Origin of the sequence: Microbulbifer sp. YPW16 (assembly GCF_021290385.1) — a bacterium.
Classification (GTDB): Bacteria; Pseudomonadota; Gammaproteobacteria; order Pseudomonadales; family Cellvibrionaceae; genus Microbulbifer; species Microbulbifer zhoushanensis.
The window spans coordinates 4,024,602-4,041,943 of record NZ_CP089928.1 but is presented as its reverse complement, the minus strand read 5'-3'; the positions used below and the strand labels follow the sequence as shown (position 1 = coordinate 4,041,943).

17 protein-coding genes are annotated in these 17,342 nt (G+C 61.9%); 11 read left to right on the top strand and 6 right to left on the bottom strand.

Features of this window, described 5'->3' with window-relative positions; translation table 11 throughout:
- Positions 1-16: 16 nt before the first annotated feature.
- Genes ubiG through LVE68_RS17560 form a run of 3 tightly spaced genes read left to right on the top strand, consistent with a single transcriptional unit; the run spans position 17 to position 2,204 of the window.
- A complete protein-coding gene (ubiG, locus tag LVE68_RS17570) occupies positions 17-718 on the top strand; it encodes a bifunctional 2-polyprenyl-6-hydroxyphenol methylase/3-demethylubiquinol 3-O-methyltransferase UbiG (protein WP_232941744.1) in 702 nt (233 codons plus the stop codon).
- Between the two features lie 16 nt (positions 719-734).
- Entirely contained in the window at positions 735-1,400 is a 666-nt protein-coding gene (locus tag LVE68_RS17565; protein WP_232941743.1) for an HAD-IA family hydrolase, read from the top strand.
- 48 nt (positions 1,401-1,448) lie between these two features.
- Positions 1,449-2,204 carry a YciK family oxidoreductase gene (locus tag LVE68_RS17560; RefSeq protein ID WP_232941742.1) on the top strand — a complete coding sequence of 252 codons (756 nt, stop codon included), beginning with the start codon at positions 1,449-1,451 and terminating at the stop codon, positions 2,202-2,204.
- Between the two features lie 2 nt (positions 2,205-2,206).
- Here the strand turns inward: LVE68_RS17560 and LVE68_RS17555 are convergent, their stop codons facing one another.
- Positions 2,207-2,599 (bottom strand): VOC family protein, encoded by a 393-nt coding sequence (locus tag LVE68_RS17555; RefSeq protein WP_232941741.1) that lies wholly within the window; start codon positions 2,597-2,599, stop codon positions 2,207-2,209.
- A 104-nt stretch (positions 2,600-2,703) separates the two neighbouring features.
- A complete protein-coding gene (locus tag LVE68_RS17550; protein WP_232941740.1) occupies positions 2,704-3,090 on the bottom strand; it encodes a hypothetical protein in 387 nt (128 codons plus the stop codon).
- A 154-nt stretch (positions 3,091-3,244) separates the two neighbouring features.
- On the opposite strand from LVE68_RS17550, the gene LVE68_RS17545 reads away from it, so the two are divergent.
- The 5 genes from LVE68_RS17545 (at position 3,245) to LVE68_RS17525 (ending at position 7,782) form a co-directional block, all read left to right on the top strand.
- Positions 3,245-3,667 carry a hypothetical protein gene (locus tag LVE68_RS17545; RefSeq protein WP_232941739.1) on the top strand — a complete coding sequence of 141 codons (423 nt, stop codon included), beginning with the start codon at positions 3,245-3,247 and terminating at the stop codon, positions 3,665-3,667.
- Positions 3,668-3,769: 102 nt separating this feature from the next.
- Positions 3,770-4,447: a YceI family protein gene (locus tag LVE68_RS17540; RefSeq protein WP_232941738.1), complete on the top strand. Its 678-nt coding sequence runs from the start codon at positions 3,770-3,772 to the stop codon at positions 4,445-4,447.
- Between the two features lie 133 nt (positions 4,448-4,580).
- Positions 4,581-5,729 carry a sigma-70 family RNA polymerase sigma factor gene (locus LVE68_RS17535; protein ID WP_232941737.1) on the top strand — a complete coding sequence of 383 codons (1,149 nt, stop codon included), beginning with the start codon at positions 4,581-4,583 and terminating at the stop codon, positions 5,727-5,729.
- A gap of 178 nt (positions 5,730-5,907) precedes the next feature.
- On the top strand, positions 5,908-6,456 hold the full coding sequence (locus LVE68_RS17530; protein ID WP_232941736.1) for an acyloxyacyl hydrolase: 549 nt from the start codon (positions 5,908-5,910) through the stop codon (positions 6,454-6,456).
- Positions 6,457-6,756: 300 nt separating this feature from the next.
- Entirely contained in the window at positions 6,757-7,782 is a 1,026-nt protein-coding gene (locus LVE68_RS17525; RefSeq protein ID WP_232941735.1) for a glycosyltransferase family 4 protein, read from the top strand.
- Here the strand turns inward: LVE68_RS17525 and LVE68_RS17520 are convergent.
- Positions 7,764-8,873 carry a glycosyltransferase gene (locus LVE68_RS17520; RefSeq protein WP_232941734.1) on the bottom strand — a complete coding sequence of 370 codons (1,110 nt, stop codon included), beginning with the start codon at positions 8,871-8,873 and terminating at the stop codon, positions 7,764-7,766. The two genes, LVE68_RS17525 and LVE68_RS17520, sit on opposite strands and share 19 nt — an antisense overlap.
- A gap of 197 nt (positions 8,874-9,070) precedes the next feature.
- Here LVE68_RS17520 and LVE68_RS17515 point away from each other — a divergent pair, with 197 nt between their 5' ends.
- Positions 9,071-9,979 carry a TraB/GumN family protein gene (locus LVE68_RS17515; RefSeq protein WP_232941733.1) on the top strand — a complete coding sequence of 303 codons (909 nt, stop codon included), beginning with the start codon at positions 9,071-9,073 and terminating at the stop codon, positions 9,977-9,979.
- A 276-nt stretch (positions 9,980-10,255) separates the two neighbouring features.
- Positions 10,256-11,545, top strand: a complete 1,290-nt coding sequence (locus LVE68_RS17510; protein WP_232941732.1) for an OprO/OprP family phosphate-selective porin — start codon at positions 10,256-10,258, stop codon at positions 11,543-11,545.
- Positions 11,546-11,617: 72 nt separating this feature from the next.
- On the opposite strand, the gene LVE68_RS17505 is transcribed toward LVE68_RS17510, so the two are convergent.
- The gene (locus LVE68_RS17505) at positions 11,618-15,172 is read right to left on the bottom strand and encodes an indolepyruvate ferredoxin oxidoreductase family protein (protein ID WP_232941731.1); all 3,555 of its coding nucleotides are present in this window, start codon (positions 15,170-15,172) and stop codon (positions 11,618-11,620) included.
- Positions 15,173-15,472: 300 nt separating this feature from the next.
- On the opposite strand from LVE68_RS17505, the gene LVE68_RS17500 reads away from it, so the two are divergent.
- The gene (locus LVE68_RS17500) at positions 15,473-15,943 is read left to right on the top strand and encodes an Lrp/AsnC family transcriptional regulator (protein WP_232941730.1); all 471 of its coding nucleotides are present in this window, start codon (positions 15,473-15,475) and stop codon (positions 15,941-15,943) included.
- A 58-nt stretch (positions 15,944-16,001) separates the two neighbouring features.
- Here the strand turns inward: LVE68_RS17500 and LVE68_RS17495 are convergent, their stop codons facing one another.
- Complete coding sequence (locus LVE68_RS17495) at positions 16,002-16,514, bottom strand: shikimate kinase (RefSeq protein ID WP_232941729.1); 513 nt, start codon at positions 16,512-16,514, stop codon at positions 16,002-16,004.
- A gap of 96 nt (positions 16,515-16,610) precedes the next feature.
- On the bottom strand, positions 16,611-17,333 hold the full coding sequence (locus LVE68_RS17490; protein ID WP_232941728.1) for an acyltransferase: 723 nt from the start codon (positions 17,331-17,333) through the stop codon (positions 16,611-16,613).
- Between the last annotated feature and the right edge of the window lie 9 nt (positions 17,334-17,342).

The window sequence follows — 17,342 nt, the reverse complement described above, 5'->3', positions numbered from 1 at the left end:
ATGACTGGAAGAGTGAATGACCAACGTTGATCCGGCGGAAATCGCCAAATTCGAGCAACTGGCCAGCCGCTGGTGGGACCGCGAGGGCGAGTTCAAGCCCCTGCACGAGATCAACCCCCTGCGCGCCAATTACATTGACAGCCGGGCCCCGGTGGCCGGCCGGTCACTGCTGGACGTGGGCTGCGGCGGTGGCATCCTCACCGAGGCCATGGCCCAACGCGGTGCGGCAGTCACGGGCATCGATATGGGCGAGGCACCCCTGAAGGTGGCCCGGCTCCACGCCCTGGAAAGCGGCGCAGAGGTGGATTACCAGCGCATCCCGGTGGAAGAGCTGGCGGAAAAGCAGCCGGAAAGTTTCGATATCGTGACCTGCCTGGAGATGCTGGAGCATGTCCCCGATCCCGCCTCGGTGGTACGGGCCTGCGCCAGGCTGGTAAAACCCGGCGGCCAGCTGTTCTTCTCCACCATCAACCGCACCCCCAAGGGCTGGCTCTTTGCCGTGGTGGGCGCGGAATACGTATTGCGGCTGCTGCCCAAGGGCACCCACGAGTACGGCAAGTTCATCCGCCCCTCGGAGCTGGGCGCCTGGCTGCGTGACGCGGACCTGGAGCTGCGCGACATCACCGGCATGACCTACAATCCCGTCACCCGCAACTACAGGCTGAATCCTCGGGATGTGGACGTGAACTACCTGGTTCACGCCACGAAAATGCAGTAACTCCCCCGGAAGTACCATGAAAGCAGTATTGTTTGACCTCGACGGCACCCTTTTTGACACCGCACCCGACTTTATCGTGGTGTTGAACCAGCTGCGCCAGCAGGAAAAGATGCCGCCACTGCCGGCGGACCAGATCCGCGCCGTGGTTTCCAACGGTGCCGGCGCCATGGTGTCCCTGGGCTTTGGCCGGGATGCCAGTGACCCGGCGTTTGAGGTCCTGCGCCAGCGTTTCCTCGACCTCTACCTGACCCACCTGGCGGTGGAGACCGTGCTTTTCCCGGGTATTGAAGAACTGCTGGGACAGCTGGCAGCCAACGATATCGCCTGGGGCGTCGTGACCAATAAGCCGGCCACCTACACGGTGCCGCTGATGGAAGCCTTCTCCCACCTGCCGGAACCCGGCGCAGTGGTCTGCCCCGACCATGTGACCAACCGCAAGCCGCATCCCGAGCCCATCCTGCTGGCCTGCTCGCAGATCGGCTGCGAACCCACCGAAGCCATTTACGTGGGGGACCACGTGCGGGATATCGAGGCTGGACGCGCCGCCGGCATGCCTACCATCGCCTGCAGCTACGGCTATATCGATGCCGGCGACAGTGCCGCCAACTGGAATGCGGACCACCTGGTGGAGTCGGCCGGTGATATCTGGCCCCTGCTGAAGGAAAGCTACCTCCGGGCCTGATTCGCCCCGGCGCCCCTAACAACGAAAGGACAGGAGACAGGACTCCCCATGCCCGAAACTATCGGCGACTACTCCCCCGCCCCGGACCTGCTCCGGGACAAGGTTATCCTGGTCACCGGCGCCGGTGATGGCATCGGCCGCACCGCCGCCAGGACCTTTGCCGCCCACGGCGCCACGGTGATCCTGCTGGGACGCACGACCCAGAAGCTGGAGCAGGTGTACGACGAAATCGAGGCCGCCGGCGGGCCGCAACCGGCGATCTTCCCCATGGACCTGGCACAGGCCCGGATCGAGAACTTCGAGCATTTCGCCGAAGCGGTAGACCAGGAATTCGGGCGCCTGGACGGGCTGCTGCACAATGCCAGCCTGCTGGGACAACGCACGCCCATCGCCAACTACCACTACGGCACCTGGGAACAGGTCATGCAGGTCAACGTGAATGCGGCGTTCGGCCTCACCAAGACCCTGTTGCCCATGCTGGAAAAATCCGAAGCCGGCTCCATCGTATTCACCAGCTCCAGCGTGGGCCGCAAGGGGCGCGCCTTCTGGGGAGCCTACGCGGTGTCCAAGTTCGCCACCGAGGGCCTGATGGAGGTGCTGGCCGATGAGATGGACGGGGTTTCCAGCATCCGCGTCAACAGCATCAACCCCGGTGCCACCCGCACCAATATGCGGGCGGCAGCCTACCCTGCCGAGGATCCCAAGGGCGTGACCGCGCCGGAAGACCTTATGCCCACCTACCTGTACCTGATGGGGGACGACAGCAGCGACGTCAACGGGCGGCAGTTCAACGCCCAGGGCTAAGGCTAAGCGCTTCCGGGAGACCCGGGCGCTACCCGCCAGGGCGGGTAGCGCCGGTTATCACCGGCCCGGTATAACTTGACCTTGTTGCCAGCCGGGTCAAACAACACAGCCTCCCGCCACAACCAGGGCATGTCCTGTGGCAACTGGGTAAACTCTATTCCCCGCTCCCGCAGCACGGCCACCCGCTCGTCCAGGTCTTCCAACTCAAAATAGATGACCGCGCCATTACAAAACTCCCCCTCCGCCAGGGCGAGTGAGAATGTCGCGCCGCCATGCGGGCACTCGAAGCGCGCATAGTGCGGGGTATCGACGATCTGGGTAAATCCCAGGCGGCGATAGAAGAGGCAGGACACGGCCATGTCGGAAGCCGGGAGTGTTACCTGGTTGAGATTCATGGAGGTGGCTCCAGTTTGCCGGTGGCGGGTTTTCGCCGGACAAAAAAATACCCGGGCCTGGCCCGGGTATTCTCGGTGAGGGAGGGATATCCCGCGATATGCCATCACTCCTCGGGCATTTCGTCCATCACCTCTTCAGCAGCCTCTTCCGCTTCATCAGCCACGGTGTCCGCGGCTTCCTCGGCGGCGTCCATGGACTCTTCCGCCATTTCCTCGGCGGCATCCATGGTTTCCTCGGCCATTTCTTCAGCTTCCTCGGCCATATTTGCCGGGTCAGCAAAAACGTCGCCTTCGGCGCCCGCCATGTCATTGGAGGCCATTACGCCTTCCTCTGCCTTTTCGGCGGTTTCCTCAACCGCAGCCCCGGCCTCTTCAACCGCAGATTCAACTTCCTGCGCGATATCGGCCTCGGGCGCCGCCTGCTGGTTCTGGTAGTAGAGATAGCCACCGACCGCGGCAATTACGATTGCTGGAATAATGAGCTTTTTCATTTTCCGACCCCTGAATAGCGTGAATTTATGGTTATTGAGTGGCTTATTGTTCCATGTCACCCGGGCTCGGGACGTGACTCAAAGCACATTTTCATTTGTCAGGGACACACTTTATCGGCAGAATTTCCGCCAAATGAATGGAATGACGGTACCCATGCGCAAGATCACCCTCCTCGCCCTCCTGGCCCTGTGCCCCGCCCTCGCCCAGGCAGATCCCCTGCCACAACAGTTGCGCGACTGCGCCGGGATTGAGGCGGACGCAGAGCGACTTGCCTGCTTTGACCGGGTGGCCGGCTCCCTGGATGAACTGGCCAGGAAGAACTTCGGCAAAGAGCAGGAGGCCGCCACCAGAGAGGCGCCCGAGTCCATTGTCGCGACCATAGAGAAGGTCGAGGAAGGGGCGTACGGCAAACACATTTTCTACCTGGAGAACGGCCAGGTCTGGCGACAGAATGACAGCAAGTTTGTCAGCTGGGAAGCGGGCCAGCAGGTGGAAGTGGATCGCGGCCTGTTTGGCTCTTTCTTCATGCGCGATGCCGATGGAGGCCGCTCTATCCGCGTAAAGCGCGTTCGCTGAACTCCCGCCTGGGCCACCCGGTAACGACCGCCGGCACCAACTCCGGCAAGGGGCGGGCAGCAGGCTACGCTTCCTGCAGAGCAGGAAGAAAATGGTGTCCAGATGCCGGGGAGCTTCCCTGTCCCGCTGATCGGCCTGTGCCTGCTGTGGTTGATCCCCGGCAGCGCCTGGGCGGCCACGCAAGCCTATACCATCGACCCGGGCCAATCCGACCTGCACTGGCGCGTCTACCGCAGCGGCCCGCTGGGCCGGCTGGGCCACAACCACGTCATCGCCGCCCACGGCCTCTCCGGCCAGGTGGGCCTCGCCCCGGACGGCAGCGCCCGCTTTAACCTGGCATTCCCGGTATCCCGCCTGGAGGTCGATAATCCCGTACTGCGCCGCCGCTATGGGCCCGACTTCGATTCCGGCCTCTCTGCCCGCGACAGGGCCGCCACCCGGGCCAATATGCTCGGCCCCGCACTACTCAACAGCGCGCGCTTCGGACAGATCCGCCTCAGCGGCAGCGCCAGCATTCCCACCGGCCGAGGCCCGCACCAGCTCACCATACCCGTGGACATTACCATCGCCGGCCGGCAGGTCCGCGTGCTGGTGCCGGCCACCGTGCAGCGCACAGGCCGGGGCCTGCGAGCCCGGGGGAACTTCAGCCTCACTCACCGCCAGCTGGGACTGCGGCCATTCAGCGCCGCCATGGGGGCGCTGCGGGTCGCGGAGCGCATCGATTTCACTTTCGATATCCAGGCGCAGGGACCACGCCCAGCCCATTCCCGGCGGGAGTGAAACAAAACCTTTCGGTCACCAATAGTCCGGCGCACCATTCAACACTCTTCTATATTCAATGAAGAAACAGGCGCCATCGCCCTTCGCGGGCCGGCGTGCTGTCAGTCACAAGGCCAACAGAAGGTGTAGTCACTTGTCCCGCGAAAACTTTCACTCAAGGGATGAAGCATGGCTGAAGGACACAGACGAGTCATTCTCCCGCGATGCTGACGCGGAAGGTACCGAAAGCCCCGTCGAATCTGCCGCGCCGGCAGGGAAAGACGAACCTGCCCGGGAGGATCGCACGGCGGAGAGCGGCGGCTCACCGATGCAGAATTACCTCAAGCACCTGTATCGGCTGCAGCTCCTGACCCCCGAGGAGGAAAACACCACCACGTCCCTGCTCCGCGAGCTGGAGGACAAGTTGATTGCCCTGCTGCAAAAACGCGGCACGGAACTGGTGGAGTTACGCAGCGAAGGGGTCGAACAGCGCGGCAGCACCGGGGCCTACGACCATGGGCTGATTATCGCCCGCGCCCGCGAGCTGCTCGATACCGGCAAACTGTCCCGGCGCGACCGCAGTTCCCTGCAAAGCCTGCTGCGGCGATTCCAGGAACAGCGCAAGAAACTCATCCAGTGCAACCTGCGGCTGGTCATCGCCATCGCCAAACGCTTCCGCAACCCGGCAGTGCCTTTTATTGACCTGATCCAGGAGGGCAACGTCGGGCTGATGAAAGCCATCGAGCGCTTCAAGCCGCAGATGGGCTACCGCTTTTCCACCTATGCGTACTGGTGGATCCAGCAGGAAATCCAGCTCGCCCTGCGCCGCAACGATGACCTAGTGCGCCAACCGGCCAATGTGCAGGATGACCTGCGCGCTATCTACCGGGCCATCGCCGAAGTGCGGGCTGAGGGCCTCCCGGCATCGGACGAGAACCTGGCGCAACACACCGGGCTCGACCTGGAGCGCGTCCAGAGCCTGCTCAAGCTACCCGGCCCCACGGGCTCCCTCGATGAGCCGGTGGCCGAGGACCAGAGCAGTACGCGCCTCGACTACGCGCCGGCGGACGAGCTCTACAACACCGATGAACTGGTCACCAACCAGGAACTGGCGGAGAGGTTGCGCGAGGCAGTGGCGCGCCTGCCGGCACGACAGCGCACCGTTCTCAACCTGCGCTATGGCCTGCTCTCTGACCGCGACTGCTCTTTCCGGGTCATCGGTGAACAGCTTGGGCTCAGCCAGGAACGCGCGCGCCAATTGCATTCCGACGCCTTGCGACAGCTCAAACGGCAGTGGCGCTGACGCGCCACCGCAACGCACCAGCCCCCCGACTGCCGCCACCGTGCCTTTTTGCACCGTGGCGGCACTCTGCGTTTGACGCGCCACTTGCCATCGCTGAATATCTGGCTAGGCTTTTCCCTGACCCGGGCCAGCAACCGTCATCGGGCCACCACGTAAATCGACCAATCAAGTGAGTTTCATGCGCGGAATCCCGCCCGCCCTTTTTCTCGGCACCCTGATCAACGCCGCCCCGGTCATGGCCGACCAGGAATTTATCATCAGTGCGGGCAAGGGCCTGGATAATACACTCATCCAGAGTGAGTCGATTTCCAGCGCTGAGATGGCCGGTTTCAGTTACGCCCATGACTTTGCCGGGTTCCAGTTTCGCTCGGGTCTGTGGCAATGGTGGGTACAGGGCAGTTATTCCCGGCTCTGGGAGCAGCACCTGGGGGAAGACCAGCACCAGGAGGTCCTCGAGCTGAAACCGGTGTTGCGCTGGTATCCCGGCGGCAACCACCATGGTCTCTTTGCCGAGGCCGGCGTCGGCGCCGCCTACCTGACGCACAAGAGTTTCGGTGACATCGAGTTGACCACGAAACCCAACTTTGCCCTGCACTTTGTCGGCGGTTACCGCCTGCCCGGTGGCTGCTCTGTGTCCTTGCGCTACAGCCACTTCTCCAACGCCTACACCAACACCCCCAACCCGGGCTTCGATTTCGCCTCCATCAACTGGCATTTTTCTTTCTGACCAGCAATCCCGGCGATTGCCGGTAATCGCCCGACACGCCCTCCCCCAGGCACCAACACTGCGGTAACAAAAGCGTCATCCGCCGATCACCGTATTGTCACCGCGACCACCGAGAATATTTAACAACTGAAGGATGAAGCAGCAATTCCGCCCTGTGCCTTTGAGCATTTGCCGCGGGGTCGCTGTGCCCTGCGCACAGGTCTTGCATTACCCGGAAACAGCCAGGAATAATTTCCGGCGGGCATAACAGTGCGAACTTACAGTGAACGGCCCCGGAACGGGCGCAGAGCTGAATTAATAATGATCCAGAATATTTGCCACCTGATTGCCAGCCGCGAGCATGGCAGTATTGAAAGACATGTGGTCGACCTGAGTCGCTGGCAGGCCCACAATACCGGCGCGACGGTTACGGTTATCGCCCACCCCCGTTACCGGGAGGTGCTGGACGGGGCCGTTGATTTTATTCCCCTGAACACTGACCGGAGCCGCCACCACCCCAACCTGGTCTGGCGACTGGCCAACCAGCTGCGCGCCGGCAACTTCCAGATCGTCCACGGACACGGCAGCAAGTCAGCGCAACTGCTGGCTGCAGTCCAGCCCTATACAAACCTGAAGCACATCATTACCCGGCACAATGTCCGCCACCCACGGGACAAGCTTGCCAGCGCCTTCGATGCCCGCATCGCCGTGAGCCAGTCTGCGGTTGCCAACTCCCGGCTGTCCTGGCATGTGATTCCCAACGGCATTGAACCCCAGCCGCCAGGTGATCCCGGCAACCAGCAGCCACCGGCGGGCGCAACTGACCTGCTGCTGCCATGCCGGCTCACCAAAACGAACCGGTCAGAACAGTTACTCCAGGCAGTAGCGGGATTGCCCGGGGTTTCCCTGACAGTTGCGGGCTCAGGACCCGAGCAGGGAAACCTGAGAAAAACCTGCGAGATACTGGGAATCGATGACCGGGTCCACTTTACCGCCGCCCGGGATGGGGCAGCCCAACCGACAACGGCAATCACCGTAATCCCATCACGCAGCGAGGAATCTACCTACCTGTTAATCGATGCGCTGTTGCAGCGGAGGCCCGTGTTGTGCCGCCAGGTCGGCGTCGCGGAGGAGTTCGTGCCGCCACGTTTCCTGCTGGGAACAGATGACCCCGAACACCTGGCAGAGCGAATCCGGGCAGCACTCGGGGAAAGAGATGAGCTGGACAGTGTTTTTGCACCCGTATTTTCCCGGGCGGCACAGCAGCTCACCCTGGACTCCATGGCCTCTGCGACCTGGGAAGTTTACTGCAAGCTGCTGGCCCGCGATCAGGCTGTGGGGGACTGACAGAGCTCTTCGTAAATCTGCAAGACCTGCGCAGCAGTCTCATCGACACTGAGCCCGGCGAAATTCAGCTCACCCCGCCGATCGAGAATTGACAGGCTTTTCTGTACCAGCCCATCAAAATCGCCCCGCTCCACCAGGCCCCGGGAAAAACAGCGCTGCACGGTTTCCGCCGCACCATCGTCGCTGTAACACATCACCGGGCAGTTCATTGCCAATGCCTCACTGACCCTGGCTGAATGCGGCCCCGGTTGCTCTGCCAGGTGATAGGTAATCTGCGAACTGGCATACAGCTCGCGCATATCCCGGCGGGCCCCGAGGAAAAGCACCTTATCCTCGAGGCCCAGGTCCAGGGCGAGTTTTTCCAGCTTGCGGGCAAACTTTTCCTGCCCCACGGGTGGGTCACCCACCACCAGCCCGAAAACGTCCCCGCGCTCCCGGCCCAGCGCGGACAGCAACTGCAGGAAAACCTGCTGCCCGTTGCCGGGTGCGAGGGGGGCCGGAATCAGTAACCAGTTCTTGCCCTCCAGCTGGGGATACTCGTTCAGCAAACGCAACTGCCACTGGCCGGACACAACTGCCGAGCGATCGAATTCCCGGGTATTCACGCCGCGCCAGATTACATTCGGGGAACCTGCCAGGCGCCTGGGATTGCGTTCGTGCAGGGATTTGGCCAGCCACTCTGACACGGCGATAACCCGCTCCCCATAAACCTGTGCCCGGGTAAAAAAGCCATTGCCACTCTCATCGTGCGCACTGGTAACCAGGCGGGGACGAGCAGCCGCAGGCATACGCCGCCAGGCTTGCCACGCAAGCCGTGCGGGTACAGCGCCACTGACATGCAGTACGTCAGCGTCCAGGTCGCGCAAAAGCCTTCGTAACCGCCCCACAACCCGCAGGCTCAAGAGGGAACGCTTGCTGACCGGCAACTGGAAATGCCTGCCGCCCCGCATGGTGAGACGTGGCACCAGCTCGCCGCCACTGGAAATGACGATACACTCGTGGCCTCGTCGCATCAGTTCCTGGGCCAGGTCCAGGGTGGACCGCGCCAGCTCTCCCCCGTCAAAATCGGGCAATATTTGAACTACTCGCATGTAACGTCAAAACCCGTACTATGTTTTTTTCGGCTATTGTCCGGAAACAGGGAACTTCTGCCGAGGTGCACAACACATTTTTTACAATCCGTGCGTTCAGGCAGGTTAGCCAGCTCGAATCACAGATTCCTGGCGTGCTAGCATGGCCCGCCAAGGTAATGGAATTTTCACAGGGAAAATTCATAAGGAAAATCTTGATGAAACACACCAGGCTCCTCTCATACGCAAATCTCGCTCGTGCATGGACCGCACTGCTGTTCCTGGCCTTCTCTGCGCTGGCCTTCGCGGCCAACGACAAGGGGGTATTCTGGGTTGCCCAGAAAGATAACCAGACTGTCTACCTGCTGGGCTCGGTACACCTGGCCAACAGTGGTTTCTACCCACTGCGCGAGGAAATTGAACAGGCCTACGGGGAAAGTGACGCACTGGTGGTCGAGGCCGATGTCCTGGCCGCTGAATCCGACCTGGCGCTGCAACAGCAAATCATGCAGGCCTCTGTCTACCAGGGGCAACGGACGTTGAAAGATGACCTGTCGGCAGATGTTTACGGACAATTGCAGGCGTGGCTAGAGCGGCGCAAGATCCCCGAGGCCATGTTCATGCGCCAGCGCCCGGCTATTGCCATGGTCAGCATGAGTATGGTGGAGCTGCGGGCACAGGGACTGGAGCCCGGACTGGGTATCGACCGCCACTTCCTGCTCAAGGCGCACAAGTCAGACAAGCCGGTGCTGGAGCTTGAGGGAATCGTGGCGCAGCTGGAGATGCTCAATAACCTGGAAAACCCGGACCTGCTGCTGGAGCAGACCCTGGAACAACTCGAGGAAGTGCAGTCCTTTGTCCCGCGCATGACTTCGGCCTGGAAGTCCGGTGACATGGACGAGCTGTACGAACTGGTAATCGCCGAGGGGCTGCGGGAACACCCCGAATACGCCTCCCTTTACGATGTGATTTTCTTCGACCGCAACCACACCATGACGGAAAAGATCGCTGAGTTCAGCAACCGGCATGGCAGCCTGTTTGTTATTGTCGGCGCCGGGCATCTCGCCGGCGAAAGAAGCGTGCTCGAGGGACTGGAACAGCAGGGATTCCGCCTGAAGCAGCTCTGAGCTGACCACAGCCCCGCCAAACAAACCCGGGCGAGGGACGGCCCGGGACTCCCTCCCGAAAGAAACAACCGCCGGCAAACTGATAACTGGCGCGCGGCAATACCGCAACGCCCTCGCCGGCGGTTGGATTCCATTGTAACCGGACACTCACAGGCCGGTAATATTGCGCCTTACAGGCGATCCCGCGCGCCATTATTGCAGCGCCCTACACGCCATTGTCTAGACTCTGGAGGCACCGTGCCCGGTGCGGAACGCAACGGCATCCCGGAGCCTGGTATGGACACCCGCAAGCTTATCCTCCCACTGCTCACACCCGCATGGCTGGGGCTTTCTTTCATCCCCGCCCACGCGGACACGGCCAAGACCAGTGGCGGCCTGGAAATCGTTTCCGATGATGGAAACTTTTCCGCCGAGCTGGGTGGCCGCATTCACTTTGATACCTACCTTTTCGATACCGATATCGACGACCCTGTCAGCACCACCGAATTCCGCCGCGCCCGGATCACCCTGACCGGCGAGGCTTACAACTGGGAATACAAGCTTGAGCAGGATTTTGCCGCCGGCGACACCCTGGCCGGCTTCCGCGAGGTCTGGATCGGCCACGATTTTTACGGTGGGCAGATCAGGGTCGGCCAGTTCAAACCGTTCCGGGCGATGGAGGAGCTCACCAGTTCCAATGAAATCCTGATGCTGGAGCGACCCTTTACCACCGCCACGGGCATTTATGACGGGCGCCAGTTCCAGCAGGGCATTGGCTGGAACAATTACTGGGACTGCTACACCGCCGGGATCATGGCGTTTAACCTGCGCAACGCCGATACTCCCCGCAATGAGGGCGTCGGTGCGGCAGGCCGCTTCACCTGGGCACCGATCAACAACGAGCTGAGCACCATCCACCTGGGCGCTTCATACAGCTATGAAAACGCCAACCGGGAGACGGAGCCGTTTGAGGCCGACGCCGACTATGCCGGCCGACGCGGACCCAGCCAGCTGATTGCCCTGACTCCCGGTGACGAGGAATTCTTCTTTGGCGATTTCGGTGACGACGAATTCTTTCTCGGCTCCCAGGGCGGCGCCGTACACATCACCGGCCTGGAGCTGGCCGGCACCTGGGGACCGTTTTACGCCCAGATGGAATACGCCTATGGCGACTACGAGGGCGAATACTCGGTTTCCGAGATCTTCTTCGAGGACCTGTTTGACGCACCGCCAACGTTTGAATGCGATCCGGATTTCGGCTGCTTTATCGGCGACCAGGACGTCCACGCCTGGTATATCCAGGGCAGCTGGCTGATCACCGGTGAGCACAAGCCCTATAACAGCAAGAAAGGCGTCTTCAAGTCAGCCAAGCCCAGCAGCCCCTGGGGGGCCTGGGAGCTTACGGCCCGCTATGAGTCGATCCAGAACGATGAGATACCCGACCTGGAAGCGGACAGCTGGATTGTGGGCGTCAATTATTACCACAACCCCAAAGTGCGCTTTATGCTCAACCTCCGTTTCGGTGACGATGACTTCACCGGCGACGGTACTGACCAGCTGGGCATCCGCGCACAGATGAGCTGGTAGCCGGCAGCACAGCACGGAACCCGGCACAAAAAAAAGGGCCCCGGAAGGGCCCTTTCCTGTTGCCGTGCCTGGTTATCCCACCTGCTGCGCAGTCGCGGGGTCAAACACCTCGACCGGTCGGCTCGCACCGGTACCACTGGAGGGGTTCTGGAAGCGCTCCAACGCATCGTTACGGAACTTTTGAGCCTCCTCGACGCTGGCCTCTTTCACCGGGCCATAACCGCGGATACGGTCTGGATAACTGAGCAGCTCGATCGCGGCGGCATGGTTATCGGCATTGAGGGAACCGATAACCCGGTCCACCAGCTGCTCGTACTCACCGATCAGCTGGCGCTCCATGCGGCGCTCGGCGGTGTAACCGAAAATATCAAACGCCGTGCCGCGCAGGAACTTGAAGCGTGCCAGCACGCCAAACGCCTTGTGCATCCAGCCGCCGAATTTCATCTTCCGCGGGCGTCCCAGCGCCTTGTCGAACGGTGCCAGCAGCGGCGGTGCCAGGTTGAACTCCAGTTCGAAATCGCCGGCGAAATTCTCTTCCAGCGCACTGGTGAAGCGACCGTCAGTGTAGAGCCGGGCCACCTCGTACTCATCCTTGTAGGCCAGCAGCTTGGCGTAATAACGCGCAACTACTTCCGCCAGGGCCTCGCTCGCCGGCACCCGCAGGATCTCGGCATCCCTGACCCTGTCCACCAGCGCCTGGTAACGACGCGCCAGCTCGGCGTTCTGGTAGCCGGTCAGGTGCCCCACCCGGTGGGCAACGATCTCTTCCAGCGTGCGGGGCAGCTGCGCCGTGCGGCGAGTGCCTGTCAGCAGCTGGTCAAGGCGGGCCCGGTCGGCCGCCGCCAGGCGCCCGGCGGCGAACCCCTGCAGGTTGGCCTCCACCGCCACGCCGTTCAGCTCGATAGCCTGCTGCAGGGCATCCAGGCCCAGCGGCAGCATGCCCTTCTGCCAGGCAAAGCCCAGCATAAAAATGTTGGCGGTCAGGGTGTCACCGAGCGCGGCTTCGGTGAGCTTGTGGCCCTCCACCGCTTCCAGCTCGCGCACAGTGTCACTGATGGTGTCCAGCACCGCCTGGGGCGAATGCGCATCCTCACGCCCGAGCACCGAGGCTGCCGTGGGGCTCAGGTGTGTGTTCACGACAGCCCGGGAATGGGTTTCGTCCAGCTTGGCCAGGCAGGCCTGCAGGTTACCCGCGGCGATCAGGTCGCAGGCCAGCAGGGAGTCCGCGCGACCGTCAGAGATACGCACCGCTTTCAGTGCCTCCGGCGCCGCGGCGAACCGCACGTGGGAGTAGACCGCCCCGCCCTTCTGCGCCAGGCCGGTCTGGTCCAGGGTGCTGGTGGCCTTGCCCTCAATATGCGCCGCCATCGCCAGCAGCGCGCCGATGGTCACCACGCCGGTTCCACCAACACCGGTGACCAGCAGGTTATAGGGCTCCTCCAGTGACGGCAGTTGCGGCATTTCCAGTTTGCCGGCCTCGGTGCGCAGTACGTCGCCCACACCAGCCTGTTTGTTCAGCTTGCCACCCTTCACGGTCACGAAGGAGGGGCAGAAGCCGTTCACACAGGACATGTCCTGGTTACAGCCGGTCTGGTTGATGCGGCGCTTGTCCCCAAAGGCGGTGTCCACTTTCTCCACCGCGATACAACTGGACTGCTTGACGCAGTCACCGCAGCCCTCACAGACCAGTTCGTTGATGAACGGGCGCCCCTCAGCCTGCGGCAGCAGGCCGCGCTTGCGCTTGCGGCGCAGCTCGGTGGCGCAGGTCTGGTCATAAATGATCACGGTACAGCCAGCGGTCTCGCGCAGCTCTTCCATCACCACCGGCATGTGGTCGCGGTGGCGGATTTCGACTTCTTTCGGGAAAGTCAGCATGCCCCGGTACTTGTCCGGGTTGTCCATCACCAGGACAACCTTTTCCACGTTCTCCGCCAGCACCTGGCGGCAGATCATGTCCGGGTGCAGCTCGCCATCGTGCGGCTGCCCGCCGGTCATGGCCACGGCATCATTGAACAGGATCTTGTAAGTGATGTTGACCTTCGCCGCCACGGAGGCGCGGATGGCGAGGATCCCGGAGTGGAAATAGGTACCGTCACCGAGGTTGACGAATACGTGCTCCTCGCTGGTGAATGGCGCCTGGCCAACCCAGTTGACGCCCTCGGCGCCCATCTGGGTAAAGGTGTAGGTTTCGCGGTCAAGCCACTGGGCCATGTAGTGACAGCCGATACCCGCCAGTGCACGGCTACCCTCAGGTACCTTGGTGGAGCGGTTATGGGGACAACCGGCACAGAACATCGGCAGGCGCGACACACTGGAGCCGGCCTGCCGGGAAATACGCTCGGCCAGGGTGTCCAGGCGCATCAGCCGGTGTTTCGCGCGCTCGCTAAGGTCCCTGTCACCAAGTACCCGGCCCAGCACCTGGGCCACCACCGCCGGCGACAGCTCGCCGTACATTGGCATCAGCGGCTGATCGTGCTCGTCCACCTTGCCCAGGATGCGGGGGAAATTCGGGTCCTTGAGGTGGACGTTGTACAGCTCCTCTTTCAGCTGCACTTCCATCAGGCTACGCTTTTCCTCGAGTACCAGCAGGTGGTCGAGCCCGCGGGCGAACTCCTGGATACCGGGGACATCCAGCGGGTAGGTCATGCCCACCTTGAGGATGCGGATACCCAGGTCGCGGGCCTGCTGTTCGTCAATGCCCAGGTCTTCCAGGGCCTGCATCAGGTCCAGGTGGGCCTTGCCGGTGCTGACAATCCCCAGGGTCGCCTGCGGGTTGTCGAGCACCACTTTGTTCAGTTTGTTAGCGCGGGCAAACGCCAGCGCAGCCGGGCGCTTGTAGCGCCACAGGCGCTCTTCCTGTTCCAGCGGGTTATCCTGCTTGCGGATGTTCAGGCCACCTTCCGGGCGCTCCACTTCCGGGTAACTGAATTGCACCCGCTCGGGATCCACCTCCACGGTGGAAGAGCTGTCCATGTTTTCCGCCAGGGTAATCATCGCCACCCAGCAGCCGCTGAAGCGCGACAGCTCCAGGCCGTAGTGGCCATAGTCCAGCACTTCCTGCACGGTGGATGGGTTGAGCACCGGGATATGCATATCCACAAAGGCGAATTCGGACTGCCCGGGATAGGACGACGACTTGCAGCCGTGGTCGTCGCCGGCAATGATCAGGGCACCACCCTTGGGGGAGGAGCCGGCCGCGTTGGCGTGACGGAACGCATCACCGGAGCGGTCGACACCCGGTGTCTTGCCGTACCAGATACCACAGACGCCATCCACCTGGGCGCCTTCGAACAGGCCTACCTGCTGCGATCCCCAGACGGAAGTCGCCGCCAGTTCCTCGTTCACACCGGGGACAAAGCGGATGTTGTGCTCCTGCAGCAGCTTGCCGGCGCGGCTCAGCTGCTGGTCGTAGCCGCCCAGGGGCGAGCCGCGGTAACCGGAGATAAAAGTGGCGGTATTGAGACCGCGGGCCCGGTCCATGCGCATCTGGTCGATGGGCAGGCGCACCAGTGCCTGGATGCCCGACAGCAGTACCCTGCCCCTGAGGGTGGTATAGCGATCGTCCAGGGAAATCTTCTGGGGCTGGGGTTGCGCCGCGTTCTGCGGGCTCTTGACTGCTTCACTCATACGCCTACTTCCGGTTCTCTCTTCGCTCGAACTTCTGCTAAAAGCCCGTTTCGTGCTGATCATTATTGTTCCGGCAATCCAGGTCCCCCTGCCGCCCCCCTTTTCCGGGGGGTTGCGGCCAATTCCGGGGCCGGTAGCCCGTTGCGCGGCCCCGCCCGGGACTGGCGGGAGGGCTACGACGAGCTGGTCAGGTCATACTAGTGCTTAAAGCGCAATGAATCATTGCTTTATTTACACCATTGGGCGTAAAATTATGATGACCGTCTCGATTAAAGCAAAAATTGTAGGACAGGAGTTTATATGAAGCGTTCGACAGACCTGGACGATTTTGACCGCAAGATTCTGCGAGCGCTGCAGGAGAACGCCGACTATTCCATGGCGGAACTCGGAGATAAAGTGGGTCTTTCCCACACGCCCTGCTGGCGCCGGATCAAACGCCTCGAGGCAGAGGGCATCATCCGTGGACGGGTCACCCTGCTCGACCCCCGTAAACTCGACCTGGGAGTCACAGTATACTGCTATGTAACCATCCAAAACCACGACGAGGAGTCACTGAACAGCTTTGAGTCCGCCGTTCACGATGTCCAGGAAGTGGTTGAATGCTACTCCACCAGCGGCGATAAAGACTATGTGCTGCGCGTGGTGGTGGACAGCGTAGAGCACTACGAACAGCTACTCAAGCGGACTCTGGTGCACCTGCCCAATGTCGCGTCGGTTAATTCAACCTTCGCCCTCAAACAGGTGAAGTACACCACCCAGCTGCCGCTCTAGGCCGCGCGGCAGGCCCCTGCCTGCCGCGGCCCCGGGAAGCGGTAAAGTGACGTGCGTCTCAGTCCAGCTCCCGCAGCTGCTCGAGCACCCGGTCCAGCACCTGCTGCAGGTTCCGGCCGTCGCAGTCCACAGTGATATCCGCGTACTGGCGGTAGAGCGCCTGGCGCTCCTCGAACAGTTCGGCAAAGGACTGGCCCGGCGCCTTGGCAATGCCGCGACTGTCATAGTTGTGGATACGGCGGCGCAACTCTTCGGCAGAGCAATTGAGGAACACCACCGGCCCGAAACCGGACAGGTTTTTCATGCCCTCGTCGCTGTACACGACACTTCCGCCGGTGGCGATCACGTGCTTCGGCAGGTTAGCCGCCCTGATGACCTCCCCCTCGATCCGCCGCAGGTTCATATAATCCGTTTCGTCGAGGATTTCCTGGAGGGTCTTGTTTTCCCGCAGCTGGATAAGCACATCGGTATCGACGAAATCCAGCGCGAGCTCCTTGGCCAGCAGCACCCCGAGCGTGCTTTTGCCCGCGCCGGGCATCCCGACCAGTACGATACTTTTCTGTTTCTTCATGAATTTATTGTGACTGCTAAATTATCCTGACGGCACTGCCTTGCAGCGGTCCCGCACCCGCACCGGCCTGGACATTACCCTGCCCCACCCTGGTTCTCAATCCCCGCGCCGCGGAGAGACCAGGGCACGCAACCAGCCGCGCAGGGTATTTTCCCCCAGCAGCATCCGGTCCAGTTCATCCATATTGTGCGCCTGGCGGAAAGCATCGGCAAACAGGGCCTCCCGCGTGATCATGCGACGACCGGGGTTGATCTTGCGAATTTCCCGGGCCGGGTTGCCGGCTACCACGGTATTTTCCGGGACATCCCTGGTCACCACACTGCCGGCCCCGACAACGGAGTTATCCCCGATCGTCACGCCCTTGCAGACAATGACACTGTCCCCCAGCCAGACATTGTTCCCCAACCGTACCGGCGAGGTACAGCGAAACGGACGCGTACGGTTATACAGGCCGTGCCAGTCCGAATCGCTGATATACGTATTCGCCGCTATCATGCAGGCATTGCCGATGTGTATGGACTGCTCGGCAGAAATGCGCACGCCGGGTGAAATAAGGACGTAATCGCCAATGTGGATTTCCGCCTTCTTGCCCCGGTGGCCCAGGGTGGTCAGGCGAATCGGGTTATCCGGTGTGGAAATCAGGTGGGGGAAGTCACCCAGCTGGATGCGGTCACCAAAGACCTGCACCGAACCGGGGTCCATGATTTCCGGCTCCCGGCCAATAGCGTCAAACTGCGGCCACAGGAAGCGACGCGCACGCCAGTTGCGCAGGCGCACCTGCAATCGCTTGAGCCAGTATGGGCGGTGGTCCTTGCGCATATAAAAGAG

Bases quoted from the DNA above. Each gene is read 5' to 3' on its own strand.
- LVE68_RS17500 (WP_232941730.1), top strand. From the start codon at position 15,473: ATGAAGCGTTCGACAGACCTGGACGATTTTGACCGCAAGATTCTGCGA.
- LVE68_RS17530 (WP_232941736.1), top strand. From the start codon at position 5,908: ATGCGCGGAATCCCGCCCGCCCTTTTTCTCGGCACCCTGATCAACGCC.
- LVE68_RS17565 (WP_232941743.1), top strand. From the start codon at position 735: ATGAAAGCAGTATTGTTTGACCTCGACGGCACCCTTTTTGACACCGCA.
- LVE68_RS17550 (WP_232941740.1), bottom strand. From the start codon at position 3,090: ATGAAAAAGCTCATTATTCCAGCAATCGTAATTGCCGCGGTCGGTGGC.
- LVE68_RS17515 (WP_232941733.1), top strand. From the start codon at position 9,071: ATGAAACACACCAGGCTCCTCTCATACGCAAATCTCGCTCGTGCATGG.
- LVE68_RS17555 (WP_232941741.1), bottom strand. From the start codon at position 2,599: ATGAATCTCAACCAGGTAACACTCCCGGCTTCCGACATGGCCGTGTCC.
- LVE68_RS17505 (WP_232941731.1), bottom strand. From the start codon at position 15,172: ATGAGTGAAGCAGTCAAGAGCCCGCAGAACGCGGCGCAACCCCAGCCC.
- LVE68_RS17525 (WP_232941735.1), top strand. From the start codon at position 6,757: ATGATCCAGAATATTTGCCACCTGATTGCCAGCCGCGAGCATGGCAGT.
- LVE68_RS17560 (WP_232941742.1), top strand. From the start codon at position 1,449: ATGCCCGAAACTATCGGCGACTACTCCCCCGCCCCGGACCTGCTCCGG.
- LVE68_RS17540 (WP_232941738.1), top strand. From the start codon at position 3,770: ATGCCGGGGAGCTTCCCTGTCCCGCTGATCGGCCTGTGCCTGCTGTGG.
- LVE68_RS17545 (WP_232941739.1), top strand. From the start codon at position 3,245: ATGCGCAAGATCACCCTCCTCGCCCTCCTGGCCCTGTGCCCCGCCCTC.
- ubiG (WP_232941744.1), top strand. From the start codon at position 17: ATGACCAACGTTGATCCGGCGGAAATCGCCAAATTCGAGCAACTGGCC.
- LVE68_RS17490 (WP_232941728.1), bottom strand. From the start codon at position 17,333: ATGCGCAAGGACCACCGCCCATACTGGCTCAAGCGATTGCAGGTGCGC.
- LVE68_RS17495 (WP_232941729.1), bottom strand. From the start codon at position 16,514: ATGAAGAAACAGAAAAGTATCGTACTGGTCGGGATGCCCGGCGCGGGC.
- LVE68_RS17510 (WP_232941732.1), top strand. From the start codon at position 10,256: ATGGACACCCGCAAGCTTATCCTCCCACTGCTCACACCCGCATGGCTG.
- LVE68_RS17520 (WP_232941734.1), bottom strand. From the start codon at position 8,873: ATGCGAGTAGTTCAAATATTGCCCGATTTTGACGGGGGAGAGCTGGCG.